Annotated in this window: 13 protein-coding genes; 6 read left to right on the top strand and 7 right to left on the bottom strand. The window is 59.2% G+C overall.

Annotated features, from left to right (window positions below):
• Nucleotides 1–38 precede the first annotated feature (38 nt).
• Together FV139_RS00135 and FV139_RS00130 are read left to right on the top strand one after the other, a co-directional pair.
• Nucleotides 39–602 (top strand): OsmC family protein, encoded by a 564-nt coding sequence (locus FV139_RS00135; protein WP_148066228.1) that lies wholly within the window; start codon nucleotides 39–41, stop codon nucleotides 600–602.
• Nucleotides 599–1903 carry an FAD-dependent oxidoreductase gene (locus FV139_RS00130; RefSeq protein ID WP_148066227.1) on the top strand — a complete coding sequence of 435 codons (1305 nt, stop codon included), beginning with the start codon at nucleotides 599–601 and terminating at the stop codon, nucleotides 1901–1903. Before FV139_RS00135 ends, FV139_RS00130 begins: the two co-directional genes overlap by 4 nt.
• Nucleotides 1904–1966: 63 nt before the next feature.
• On the opposite strand, the gene FV139_RS00125 is transcribed toward FV139_RS00130, so the two are convergent.
• Nucleotides 1967–2449, bottom strand: a complete 483-nt coding sequence (locus tag FV139_RS00125) for a hypothetical protein (protein WP_148066226.1) — start codon at nucleotides 2447–2449, stop codon at nucleotides 1967–1969.
• Nucleotides 2450–2818: 369 nt separating this feature from the next.
• On the opposite strand from FV139_RS00125, the gene FV139_RS21000 reads away from it, so the two are divergent.
• Together FV139_RS21000 and FV139_RS00120 are read left to right on the top strand one after the other, a co-directional pair.
• Nucleotides 2819–2965, top strand: coding sequence for a hypothetical protein (locus tag FV139_RS21000; RefSeq protein WP_187276323.1), 147 nt, complete (start codon nucleotides 2819–2821; stop codon nucleotides 2963–2965).
• A gap of 38 nt (nucleotides 2966–3003) precedes the next feature.
• Nucleotides 3004–3411, top strand: coding sequence for a globin family protein (locus tag FV139_RS00120; protein ID WP_148066225.1), 408 nt, complete (start codon nucleotides 3004–3006; stop codon nucleotides 3409–3411).
• Between the two features lie 11 nt (nucleotides 3412–3422).
• Here the strand turns inward: FV139_RS00120 and FV139_RS00115 are convergent, their stop codons facing one another.
• From FV139_RS00115 to FV139_RS00095, 5 genes are all read right to left on the bottom strand, one after another.
• Nucleotides 3423–4019 carry a hypothetical protein gene (locus FV139_RS00115; protein WP_148066224.1) on the bottom strand — a complete coding sequence of 199 codons (597 nt, stop codon included), beginning with the start codon at nucleotides 4017–4019 and terminating at the stop codon, nucleotides 3423–3425.
• 205 nt (nucleotides 4020–4224) lie between these two features.
• Nucleotides 4225–7191: a TonB-dependent receptor domain-containing protein gene (locus tag FV139_RS00110; protein WP_148066223.1), complete on the bottom strand. Its 2967-nt coding sequence runs from the start codon at nucleotides 7189–7191 to the stop codon at nucleotides 4225–4227.
• A 452-nt stretch (nucleotides 7192–7643) separates the two neighbouring features.
• Entirely contained in the window at nucleotides 7644–8159 is a 516-nt protein-coding gene (locus FV139_RS00105; RefSeq protein ID WP_148066222.1) for a hypothetical protein, read from the bottom strand.
• A gap of 50 nt (nucleotides 8160–8209) precedes the next feature.
• Nucleotides 8210–10174, bottom strand: a complete 1965-nt coding sequence (locus FV139_RS00100) for a tetratricopeptide repeat protein (protein ID WP_148066221.1) — start codon at nucleotides 10172–10174, stop codon at nucleotides 8210–8212.
• Entirely contained in the window at nucleotides 10144–11154 is a 1011-nt protein-coding gene (locus FV139_RS00095; RefSeq protein ID WP_187276322.1) for a LysR family transcriptional regulator, read from the bottom strand. The genes FV139_RS00100 and FV139_RS00095 overlap by 31 nt, the downstream gene beginning before the upstream one ends.
• A gap of 161 nt (nucleotides 11155–11315) precedes the next feature.
• Between FV139_RS00095 and FV139_RS00090 the strand changes: the two genes are divergently transcribed.
• Together FV139_RS00090 and FV139_RS00085 are read left to right on the top strand one after the other, a co-directional pair.
• Entirely contained in the window at nucleotides 11316–11858 is a 543-nt protein-coding gene (locus FV139_RS00090) for a cytochrome b (RefSeq protein WP_148066219.1), read from the top strand.
• A gap of 43 nt (nucleotides 11859–11901) precedes the next feature.
• On the top strand, nucleotides 11902–12471 hold the full coding sequence (locus FV139_RS00085; RefSeq protein ID WP_148066218.1) for a YceI family protein: 570 nt from the start codon (nucleotides 11902–11904) through the stop codon (nucleotides 12469–12471).
• Nucleotides 12472–12555: 84 nt separating this feature from the next.
• On the opposite strand, the gene FV139_RS00080 is transcribed toward FV139_RS00085, so the two are convergent.
• Complete coding sequence (locus FV139_RS00080; protein ID WP_148066217.1) at nucleotides 12556–12792, bottom strand: DUF6316 family protein; 237 nt, start codon at nucleotides 12790–12792, stop codon at nucleotides 12556–12558.
• Between the last annotated feature and the right edge of the window lie 91 nt (nucleotides 12793–12883).

Genomic DNA, 12883 nt, shown 5'->3' with positions numbered 1-12883 from the left:
AGGGTGCCGCCGCCCTACGAGTCACCAGGAGAGTTGTTATGAACACCTATACCAAAATTGTCGACAATGGCGTCAACGTTCCCGCACTGCTGGATGCGCGCGAGGCGCTGTCGCAGGCCCCCGAGGCGGCCCAGTTCCGCTGGCGGGCCACCTGCAACTGGATCAATGGTACCCACTGTCAGTCCCAGGTAGAGCAGTTTTTCGGCCTGGGTGAAGACCAGTGCCACAAGCGCTGCTTCACCTTCGACGCTGACCATCCCGAGATTTTCGCCGCGGAGGACCAGGGCGCCACCCCGGTGGAATATGTGCTGGTGGGCCTGGCGAGCTGCCTGACGGCGGGTGTCGCCTCGGTCGCCCAGCACCGCAACATCCAGTTGAATATGGTGAAGGTCTGCATCGAGGGCGATATGGACATCCAGGGCATCCTCGGTATCGATCCCGATGTGCGCAATGGCTATCGGGGGATTCGTGTCCTGTTTGAGGTCGACGCCGATGCCACCCATGAAGAGATCGAAGCGGTGGTGGCCCAGTCCCAGAAGCGCTCCGCCGTGTACGACATCATCACCAATCCCACCCCGGTGGAAGTTGTGGTGCGCGGATGAACACCCACTCCCTGACTCCGGGGCACCGTCGGGTCAGCGCCGTCATCATCGGCGCTGGCCAGGCCGGGCTGGCCATGAGCCATTGCCTCTGTGCGAACGGCATCGACCACGTGGTGCTGGAACGGGGTGAAGTGGCCAACAGCTGGCGTCGGGAGCGCTGGGACTCCCTGCGCCTGTTGACCCCGAACTGGCAGAGCCGCCTCCCCGGGTTTGGCTACTCCGGTAGCGATCCCGATGGCTATATGAGCATGCCGGAGGTGGTCGACTTCGTGAGCGGCTACGCGCGCACCCTGGATGCGCCCATTCATACCCACACCACCGTTACCCGGGTGAGCCCGGTTGAAGGCGGATACCGGGTAGCGACGGATCGCGGAGAGTGGCAATGCCGGGCCCTGGTGCTGGCCACGGGTGCGTTCAATCGCCCGGTTGTGCCGAAGGTGGCGGACGCCATCCCCCAGGTCGGTTCGGTCAAGGTACGCTCAATAACATCCCACGCGTATCGCAATCCCGGCCAGCTGGGTAAGGGCGGCGTGCTGGTGGTGGGTGCCGCCGCGACGGGCCTGCAGATTGCTGACGAACTGCAGCGCAGCGGCCGCCAGGTGATTCTCGCTGCCGGTGAACACGTGCGGATGCCCCGGACCTATCGCGACCGGGATATTCTCTACTGGATGCACGCCACGGGAATGCTGGACGAGTGTCATGACCAGGTCGAAGACCTGCGCCGGGCCCGCCGTTTGCCTTCCGCCCAGCTGATCGGTACGCCGGCTCGCGAGACGCTCGACTTCAACACACTCGTTAGTCGCGGTGTCCAGGTGGTGGGACGCCTGGCGGGGGTTGACGGCAACCGCCTGCAGTTTTCCGGTTCCCTGGCCAACGCGGTCAAGCTCGCGGACCTGAAGCAGGGAAGACTGCTCCAGCGCATCGATGATTTCATCGAGGAGCGTGGACTGGCAGGCGAGGTCGGCGCAGCTGATCGGCCCGAACCCACACGCCTGCCGGATCCACCCCGTCTCGACCTGGATTTGCGCAGTGGTGAAATTGACACCGTGCTCTGGGCCACGGGTTATCGGCCGGATTACTCCTGGCTGGACCTGCCGGTGCTGGATGCCAAGGGACAGCTGCAGCACTCTGGGGGCGTAGTGACGAATGCGCCGGGGTTGTATGTCATGGGGCTGCCGTTCCTGCGTCGTCGCAAGTCGAGTTTCCTGTTCGGGACTGAAGATGATGCGCGGGATATCAGTGAGCATCTGGTGGCCCACCTTGGCTGTGCCAGGACCGGTTTGTGCAGCGCGTTGGCCTGAGCAAGGAGTCTTTGTGCTGCTCCCGCCACTGGCAACTGCACTGAGGCGCCAGGTACCTGAGGGTCAGACCATCTTCAGGCGCTCCTCCACCAGCGCCCTGAATTCCGGTCGCCAGTCCGGGTCACTGCGCTCGATGTACTGGCGAACACCGGGATTCGCCACCAGTTCGTCAATGACCCGGGCACTACCCGCGAATTCTTCTGGATCATGGGACAGTGTCAATTGACGTATATAAGCCCCCTGGATAGAAGAAAAGAGATTGCGCAACAACAGCACGAAACGAAAACGCTCCTTGCCATCAAGGGCGTCGAGATCCTTGCATCCTTTCAGAAACAGTTCGCCAAGTTCCGGATAAAGCAGCATTAATTCACGGGACCGGTTACCCGATTCCACGTTGCGCTCAAAGGCGGCCAGCCGGGTTGCCTCCATGTTGCTGGCAATCATCTGGGTGTTCTGGCGAATCTGTACACCCAGATACACCAGCGATATAAAGATCGCCACGGCACCAATCAGTTCGGCACTGGCGCCGAGCGCTTCCCAGTCCATGGTCTGCTCCCCGTATCAAAGCACTTTATGTCAGGCAGTATACGAGCGCCTTGCCGGCCGGGCCAGACAGCCGCTGACGGGCGCGCGAGTACCAATGCCCTGGTGCGGCGCACCAAATTTGAAGGTCCATCACAGGGCACTTGCACCAAAACGTAGGCGGCATGGGTGTTCATGCACGGTGTTGTAGTACTCAAGTTGTTGTTTTAAGTAAATAAATTATTTATGGCACAAGATTTGCCAACCAAGAGGGGAATGACACTGATGACGATTTATCGTCGTTAGACAACCAGGATACGAGAGCAAAGGCGCTCCCAACCGGACTGTTAACACAGCCCCGGTGGGAGCGCCTTTTTTTGTGCGCGGAAAACTATGAATCTGCAACTTGCCACAGAGCTGATATCGCCGGACGTACCCGTAGTGGTTTACGGCGACGAACCCCACCAGTCCTACAACCGGGTGCAACTGAGCAAATTGCTGGCTGTAGACTACATGGTGCGCATGGCCGCCGGCGAATGAAATGGGTAGCGACTTAATAACTGATACGAGGATCTGATATGACACCCGAACAGGTAACACTGGTAAAAGACAGCTGGAAGCAGGTGGTCCCCATCTCCGAACAGGCCGCCGAGTTGTTCTACGGCCGCTTGTTTGAACTGGACCCCGGCCTTCAACCCCTGTTTAAAGGCGATATGAAGCAACAGGGGAAAAAGTTGATGACGATGATCAACACCGCCGTCGTCTCGCTGGATCGGCTGGATGACATAGTGCCCGCGGTACAGGACCTTGGGCGCCGGCACGTGGGCTATGGGGTGGAGGATTCCCACTACGACACGGTGGGAGCCGCTTTGTTATGGACCCTGGGTCAGGGGTTGGGGGAGGGTTTCACCGACGCGGTGAAAGAAGCCTGGACCCTGACCTATACGACCCTGGCGTCGGTCATGATTGACGCCAGCAAAGAGTAGACTGCCGGGCGTTATTTGACCCGCTTGACGGGGACACTCTGCCCCGTGCCGACCACCTCCATACGGTGAAGCCCGAGGAGGTGGCGCGTAATGACGACCTCGGGGCTGTCCATCTCGGTGCGCCAGGTGGTTTTGTAGCGCTGTTGCCAGACCTGGCCATTCTCGAGCTTGAAGCGGGTGTCGCCCGACCAGCCCTCGAACTTGCCGAGAATCCGGCTTCGCATATCATCGGGTAGGGGGCGGGCCTTGCCGAAGTCCTGGTATGTCGCTGTGGGCTGGGAGGACGCTGTTGCTGCGCTGGTCCCGGATTGAGCTACCGCCTGCGCGGAAGTGCTCGCCTCACGAGGTTCATTTGCGGCCACGCCCTGTGCTTCAGTGACCGTCGGCGACGGAATGGCCTCGGGTTCTGCGTCGGCTACCGACCCCGAACGCTGTAAAATCCATTGCAGCAGCAAGTCCTGCTGCTCGCCGGACAAGTTATCCAGGCCCATTGCCCGCATCTCCTGATCACTCATGAGATTGGTCAGCTTTCCGCTCTGGGCTATAAGCTCTGCAGAGCAAAGCAGGGAGGTCGCCAGTACCACACTCGTGAATCGAATTGTTTTCATAGTGGCTCGTGATTCAGGTGCTCCAGACAAGATTAGCAGTGCCTCTGTCTGGTGAACAGCGGCTATCCTTCCCGTAGTTTGTGTAAGTTGACCGGCCTGGTATCCACTCGCTCTCAGCGGGATAAAAAAACCCCGCCAAACGGCGGGGTTCAGTACGTTTGAGGTGCCCGGTAACGGGCGAGCAGTCGACCTTCCTACGACCTTCCTAGAACCGGTAATTAAACCCTGCTGTGTAAATCCTGCCCAGCACGGTGTACGTGGACGGGAAGGTATTACCGTTGTTGAAGGACGTGGAGCCCGCATCGTTGCCCACAATGGGCGGGTCTTCATCCGTGAGGTTTTTCACGCCAAGGCTGACCTTGAAGTCTCCCTTCCAGGAAAAGTCATAACTGGCGAACAGGTCGAAGTAATCGTAAGAGTCGATGCTGCGGAAGGGGGCGAACAGGCCCGCCCGCTCCGGCGGCTCCGCATCGACACTGTCGAAGTGCATCCAGTTGAGCGATACCGTGAAGTTGTCGATGTTCCAGGTGGTGCGCTGGCTCCACACCGTTTCCGGCAGCGGGTCACAACTGGTGCCGTAGAAGCCCTTGCAGTCCAGAACCGGAGTGATGCTTGAACTCTGGGACTCCTGGGTCAGGTAGTGGGTGATGTTGCCTGAGAAATCCAGGTTACCCCAGCGACCGATGGTGAAGCCAAAGTTGAAACCGATATCGAGGCCCTCCGCCTGCAGGTAATCCAGGTTGGTGGTAAACAGCTCTACCCCGGAAGCGGGCAGTGTCAGGTCTCCGCCAATGCGTTTGATCTTGGCACACTCGCTGGCCTGGGCGGCAACGTAACAGCCGTTCAGGACTTCCTGCGCCGAGAACTCCCCGATAATGTCGGTGATATCGATGTCGTAGTAATCCACCGAGAGCGTGAGATAGTCGGTGAAGTTGAAATCAGGCGTCCAGACAATACCTGCGGTAAAGGTCTCGGCCTGCTCGGAATCCGGCGGACTACCCGGGTCGCTACCGTCAAAGGTGTTGATCTGGTTGGAGACGATGTCCTGCACCGTACCCACCTGGGCAGCGGTCATGCCAGTGGATATACACAGCGCCTCCAACTCTGGCGTGATATTGCCCGCGTTGGCTACGGAGCAGGGATCGATCTGGGCGTTATCCAGGCCCGTCACTACCGGTGAGAACAGTTCGCCGACGTTGGGAGCCCGGTTCGCTTCCTGTTGCATGACGCGGACCAGCAGGCTATCCACCGGACGCCAGTTCAAACCCAGCTTCCAGGTGTCGACCGTGCCCACCGAGGTGTAGTCCGAGGTGCGCCAGCCATACTCGAAGTTCAGTTCGTCGACCAGGGTCATGCCCTCGATCAGTGGCCAGAAACCCTCGATGAAAAATTCCTCGACGGTATAGTCACCGGCAATGGGCAACAGGTTACCCCCGGCACCACCCTGACAGCTGGCGGGTGCGAGTTTCAGGCACTCATCCGGCTCCAGGGAACCCGCTTCGTTACGGTGCTCGTATCCGAAGGCGATCGCCATGGGGCTGTCGGCCGTAGGCAGGGTAAGGAACTCAACCGGGCCGTCGAAGGTCAGGGAATAGATGGTCTGCTCCACTTCCTGGCGCTGCAGTGCAATCGCCCGGGCGTAGCCGGCCATTTCCGGCGTAATGGTGCCAAAGCCACCAAACAGGTTGAGGGGAACGCAGGTCGAGTCGCCGTTGGCGCAGTTGACTCCGTCGCTGGAATCGAGGGCATTCTGGATGTTGGTCAGGTTGGTGTAACCGTCGCGAACAGTCGTCAGGTTGGACTCACCGTACTGGAATGAAACGTCGTAGCCCCAGTCCGCGAGGAAGCCAAGCTCCCCCTTCATGCCGACGGTCATCTGGAAATAGTCGCTGTCGAATTCCTCCGTACGACCGCCCAGTTCCACCGTGCGACGGCGCAGCTGCATGGAGAGGTAATCCTCATCATCCACCACGCCGTTGCCATTGGTGTCGTCCCAGTTGGTCAGCCCCTCCGGGTTGAGTGCCCCGGCAGCGAGCGCATCATTACCCGCGTTGATCATGTATTGCCGTGCCTGGTCGGACAGGAAGGCGTTGTTCAGTGGCACCATGAAGGCTGCGCCAAACGTACCGGATGGTGCGACCTGCTGTACGACCGAGTTGTTTGCGAAGTTGATGTTCGCATAGGCGCTGTGAGCATCGGTCAGATCGAAATGGCCGACCGCCGTCGCGTTGTAGCGCTCGTTGGGGGTCTGGAAATAGTTCCAGGGGTTGAAGTTGAACAGGCTGCACTCCGAGCCGATGGTGCCGTCGTCGCGGAACTGGCCATTGGCGGGGCCATAACCCACCAGGGCGAAGCGCGTCGGAATGGCTGTTGTGGAGCCGCTACCGGTGATATCGACCACGTCCGGTCCGCCACAGCCCGCGGGGGGAGGGGTCGGGGCCCGTCCAGCGAGGAAGTCGTCATAGCCGCCGCCGGTATTGGAGTCGATACCCAGCAGACCTTCATCGCGATCACCCAGCAGAATCGACTTGCGCTCATTCCAGCCGACATTCAGCACCACGTTACCGCGATCATTGGCGACGTTCGCCCCCAAAGTGAGGTTGACCCAATTGGTCCTGCCGTCGTTGTCTCCGGTCTCTGTGCGGCCGAGGTCCAGTTCGACCCCTTCGAAATCCTTTTTCAGGATGACGTTGATGGCGCCGGCAATCGCGTCGGAGCCGTACACCGCTGACGCGCCACCGGTGATCACGTCGACGCGCTCTATCAATGCTGTGGGAATGGTGTTGGTGTCGACCTCGCCGTCATAGTTGAACGGCGTCATACGCTTGCCGTCCATCAACACGAGGTTGCGCTCCGGCCCAAGGCCGCGAAGGTCGATGGTGGCCTGGCCAGCGGTGCCGTTGTTCACTGCCGAGCCATCACCGGGAATCGTCGATGGCAAGCCGCGCATAATGAACTCGAAACTCGGGCTCTGCTGATATTGAATTTCCGCCGCGCTGACCGATGCGACCGGGCTCGAGGAAACCACCCCGGGGGCCGTGATGCGGCTACCGGTGACAACCACTTCCTCGATCATTTCTTCCTGGGCGGATGCCACAGCTGGCAGGAAGGATGAAACCGCCAATCCTACGGCGGTGGATACTGCTGTGCTGAGTCTTCTCTTTTCAAACATTTTATTACCCCCCAAACACTCGGTTTTTTACGGGACTTTTTTTGTTTGTGTGATCAGAGAACTGCCCTGGTAGAGAGTGCTCGTTAGGGTGTCTCCCTGACTACCTCCACTTGCAGGTGAACCGCCGGCAGTTGTCGCGCAGTTCACATTTACTGTAACGAAGTGTTATGGGTGGCCATCAGTAGAAAAATTTCCTATATGCGAAAAGAGTTTAAACAGGAGGTTCTATAGTCTTTGCGATTGCAAAAACACTGTTTTACAGACCAAATGGGAGCTAACGAAATTCGTTATATAACCAATTGTTTTTGGCGGCAGGTTGTCCGATCAAACATTTTGAGCGTTATTCGTTGGACGGTGCTTGACCTGGCTGCGAGTTAACAAGCTGAATGAGGCAGAGCCTGGTTGAGAGCGAGTACAACAGCATGGCGCTGCTGTACTCGCAGGTGAAGGGGTTAATCAACGAAGAGGTTAGGGTCCAGCGGGTCACAGAGGTGTGGGTCATTTCCCTGTGGGTTGTCCCAGACGGTGTATTTATAGACACCTTTCGGGGTTTTCAGGTCTATCGGGGTGCTGGTAACCAGATGATCATTTGTTGTCTTGAATGCGGGAGTGGCTTTAAACGGCGAAAAATAGATGGCGAATCTTGCGTCGGTGGCGGGCTCCCAGCTTCCATCGACTTTGTGCACCGCTTCCCAAGTGACTTTCTTACCTTTGAACGCAGCCGGACAGGGTTCGAGGGGTTCCTTGGGACACCAGACTCCGGGTTGTTCCTCTTCAAATTCAATCTGCAGGGTTACGTCATCGCGATTTGGTCTGGGAGTTGAACTGCATAACAGCACCGTATCGCTGATGTTGACCTGGTAGGGGGTGAGCTCGGCACACCCAGCAAGGGTTCCCAATAACGCCACTGTCGTCAGCAGCGCTGGCTTGGAGCGCCTCGCATTGATGTCGTTGATGATCGACTGCATAACTTCCTCCAGTTTTTCTCTTTCCTTGGTTGAGTACCGCTGGTAATTATTCACTGTGCCCCCGGCTGGAACTCCGGCCAGTCGACCAGTGAGCAAAGATTGGCATCGACCACTATCAGGTGCCTGGGATAGCCATTGGCCACCGCTTCACGCAGGGCTTCCCCCGCGCGCTTGATCTCGTCAATCGCACAGAAGGTTGTGGCAGCGTTGTACTGAACGTAAACGGCTCCCGGCGCAAGAGACCTCGCCTGCTCAATATAGAAAAGGGCCTTTTCTCTCTCGCCGACACTGGCGTAGTAATGGGCTATCAGTCCCAGCGTTTGCGCGTCGGTGGCATTGATCGTCAAAGACTCTTCCGCGAGCTCAATGGCCTTGCGGTACGTCGACTCTGCCAGTTCCTCCATGCCTTCGAGGTGCCGGTAGGCATCCGCCAGGTTACCCAGCCAGTGGAAGTGCTGGGGGCCGGACTCCAGGGCCTTCAGGTACATCCTGGCGGCCTGGCCGAACTCACCCATCAGGAACAGACTGGTGCCCGCGTTGGAGTAGGCGATGGCCGTAGGCTGAATCTCGAGGGAGCGCTGCAGCGCCTCCGCGGACGCCGCGAAATCACCGAGCATCAAGTAGGCCGCGCCCAGCCCGTTGTAGGCCTTTGAGGTATCCGGCATCAATTCGGTGATGCGCTTGTAATGAGGGATCGCCTCTTCAAAGCGGCCGGCATCAAACAGGAAAGTGGCGAAGCCCCGATAGGCCAGCCAGTAGTTGGGTTTTAACTGGATGGCAGTGCGGTACGCTTCCTCGGCCAGTTCCGGCTGATTGTCGTCGTGGTAGGTCTCGGCAATGCCAAGCACTGCGTCGACATTGGTGGTGTCCAGCTTCAACGCGCGCTGGTAGCTCTGCAGGGCCTGTTCGTATTCCCCGGACACCCGGTACAGGTTGCCCAGCGCGACCAGCACGGCGACGCGGTTGCCGTCCAGTGTCAGGGCCTTGCGGCAGGCTGTTTCCGCCGAACTGAACTGGGCGGTATCGCGGCCCTGGGAGTAAAGCGCCAGGCGGGCGTCACATATGCCGGCGAAAGCATCGGTATAGGCAGGCTCCAGGTCGATGGCTCGCTGGAACAGCTGTACCGCGCTGATGATATCTTCCTGACTCAGGGGGCCGCGCAGGTATTCCCGTCCCTGCAGGTAGTAGTCGTAGGCTCTAGGGGCGAGTTCTGGACGATCCTCGAGGATGGCGCGGGAGCTGTCGGACAGGATGACCTGCAGGGCATCGACCACTTGCCGGGCTATCTCGTCCTGTATCTTGAACAGGGACGTGTAACTGCGGTCGTAGGTCTGCGACCAGACGTGGTAGCCGGTTTTCATTTCGATAAGCTGAGCGGTTACCCGTACCTGATTCCCCGCCCGGCGTACACTACCCTCCAGCACATGGTCCACACCGAGCTTCTTGCCGACGTCCCGCAGGTCGACCGACTTGCCCTTGAAGTAGAAAGAGGAGGTGCGAGCTGCCACGTTCAGTTCACTGAGCCGGGCCAGCAGGTTGAGAATCTCCTCGGCCAGCCCGTCGCCAAAGTAATTGGCCGATGGGTCATCCGAGAGGTTGTCGAAGGCCATCACCGCGATGGCGGGGCGGTCATAAATTGGCGGGTGAGGCGGCCGGGTATCCGGCGTGAGGCGCTCCAGATAGAGGAATCCCACCATTCCGACGAGTGCCACGATCAGGAACAGTTCCAGTATCCGGTAGGGAGACAGCTTGAACTGCTTCAGGTCGATGCTGTTACTTGGGGTTTCGACAATGCCCTCGGGGGTCAGGTCGAACACCCAGGCCAGGCCCATGGCGAGGGGGAAGCCAGCGGCCGCTACCGCCAGCAGCGAGGTGATCGCCCAGTCGGGAAGGCCGAGAATCGGGAAAAACACGTCCGCGACCTGCAGCAGTGCCCAGCTCCCTGCGGCGTAGAACCCAGCGACCCGGTAAACACCCCGACCTTTCAGCTCCCCCAGGAACCGGCGAATATCCATATACCTGGCGTCCGGCACAGTCTACAGGTTAGTGTAGACCAACCTTCGAGAGGGTGGTGTAGGTGTAGGCCTATCCCCCCCATACGCTGTGCCATTTCCGGCATTCGGCGAGTCAGGAAGTCCTGCAACGCCCTGACGCGGGCGCTGCCACGCATATCCCGGTGGTAGACAAACCACATGTTGGAGGCGTCGGCTTGTAGTCCGAACTCTGCCTTGATCAGGCTCTGACCAGTTCCGGCCAGGCGCTGCAGGGCTCCTACCGGACCTATTCCCATACCCTCCACGACCGCGGAGTGTATGTCGGTGAAGCTGTTGGACTGGAAAACCACCTGGGTTGGATCAATCTTTTCGATCAGTTGCCGGATTCCGGAAATCTTGCGCTTCTCACCCGTCGGCAACACCCAGAGATGCTGGTTCACCTCGTGGATGCTGGTGGGCAAGCCGTAGCTCTCCACGTAACTGGCGGCGGCAAAATATTCCTGGGTGAGGGGGATCAGTTTCCGGGCAATGAGGTCGGGCCCACGAGGCTGTGGGCCCAGGCGGACTGCGGCGTGTACATCCCCGCGTTCCAGGGACAGCACGTCGTCGGTGGCGACGACCTGCACCCGAATCTGTGGGTACTGTTCCCGAAAGTCATGCAACAGTGGGGCAAAGAAGGGTGAAAAATCCGAGACAGTGGATATTTTCAGAGTCCCCGAGGGGGAGCGGTCCAATGTCGAGAGCGAGGACATGAGGCGATGCATGTCGCCTACGATGGGCTCCATACGCTCTAGCATCAGGCGCCCGGCATCGGTCAGTCTGTACCCGCGCTGATGCCGGATGAACAGGCGGATACCCAGCATTGATTCCAGGCGGTTGACCCGCCGCAGCACGGTAGAGTGGTTGAGCCCAAGGACGTTGCCCGCGCGACTGAGACTGCCCTCCCGCGCCACGTGGTAGGTGGTGTGCAGGTCGTCCCAGTGAAAGGATTCCGGGTTCACTCTGTATCCTCCTCGCCCGAGCCGGATGAAGCCCAGGCGTGACAGAAAGTTCTGTGCGTAAACGCACAATAATTGTCAATGAATTGCCATGTTTCGAGCAAGCGGAGTTCGGTATCTTTGTCCACTGAGACTTTTTCCCCGACCGTGACTGCGGAGCTTCAATGTTCAGGAACACCTCACGCTCCTATGGCTGGATTGCCATTGCACTGCACTGGCTGATGGCGTTGGCAGTGTTTGGCATGTTTGGCCTGGGGCTGTATATGGTGGAGCTGACCTACTATGACGCCTGGTACCACGGCTCCCTGGCAACCCACAAGGCGATCGGCATTCTGGTAGCGCTCGCCTTCGTCGCCCGATTGCTGTGGCGCGTGGTCAATCCGCGCCCGGGCGGGCTGGCAACGAGAGCCCTGGAGAACCGGGCTGCCCACCTGGTGCATTGGGTGTTGTACGGCTTGCTGGCGGCCATTTTCGTCAGCGGCTACCTGATCTCCACGGCGGATGGGCGAGAAATCGAGGTATTCGGATTGTTTGGCGTCCCGGCCACGCTCACCGGTGAACACCAGGAAGATATCGCCGGAGAGGTTCACGAAATTTTGGTCTGGGTAACGATGACGCTGGTTGTCCTGCACGCGCTTGCCGCGCTGAAGCACCACTTCATCAGCCGGAACAGTACGCTCAAGCGCATGTTCCGTCCCGGTCTGTAAACACCCCTTTTTTTCAATCGCTTACTGTGAAGGAGTCATCCCCATGAAAAAACTGCTGATCGCAATGTCAGTGTCTGCCTCGGCCCTGGCGTCGATGGCTGTGAACTCCGCGGACTACGTCATCGACACCCAGGGCGCCCACGCCTCCGTCAACTTCAAGGTGAAGCACCTGGGCTACAGCTGGCTGACCGGTCGGTTCAACACCTTTGAGGGCAGTTTTGAATGGGACAAGGAAAATCCCGCAGCGTCCTCGGTGGCAGTTTCCATCGACACCACGTCGCTGGATTCCAACCATGCCGAACGCGACAAGCACCTGCGCAGCGGTGATTTCCTGGAGGTCAGCAAGTACCCCACCGCGTCCTTCAAGAGCACCGCTTACAAGCCCACCGGCGAAGGTACCGGAGAGCTTACCGGGGAGCTGTCGCTGCGCGGTGTCACCAGCACCATCACCTTCCCGGTTGAACAGATTGGCGAAGGCGACGACCCCTGGGGTGGCTACCGGGCCGGTTTCTCCGGGTCCACCAGCATCATGCTGGGAGATTACGGTATGGGCGGCCCGCTGGGGAATATCCCCGTGGAACTGGAATTGAATGTGGAAGGCGTCCGCCAGTAACGCTCCGGACCCTGCACCCCCGCCCTCTGCTCCCGGAGCACAGGCGGGGCAGGGTGGCAAACCTCCGACGGGCTGGCGCTCGTTTTATCGCCAGCGCATTTCCAGTGGTTGCAGCTCCAGTGGGCCGGAGTGGGCCTGTACGCTGGAAGCGAACATGTTGACGTAGGCTTCCAGGTCCCTTTCCGCCTCGTACAGATAGTCATAGGGTCCTTCTATGCCACCCTCCCGGGTGTGGAAGTACCACTTGCCAGCATCCATGAAAAAACGACTGGGCTTTGAGTGACTATTCAGGTCCGAGTCTGTACCCCGTAATTCGGTCATCGCGATCACCCCCATGTGACAGCTCCGAAACACGTGCCACGAGTGAAATCGTAACGGCACCCTTACACTATGGACCATTGTTCAAAAAATG

It is taken from the genome of Parahaliea maris, from assembly GCF_008064665.1.
Taxonomy (GTDB): Bacteria; Pseudomonadota; Gammaproteobacteria; order Pseudomonadales; family Halieaceae; genus Parahaliea; species Parahaliea maris.
This window is presented reverse-complemented; position numbering and strand designations above follow the sequence as displayed.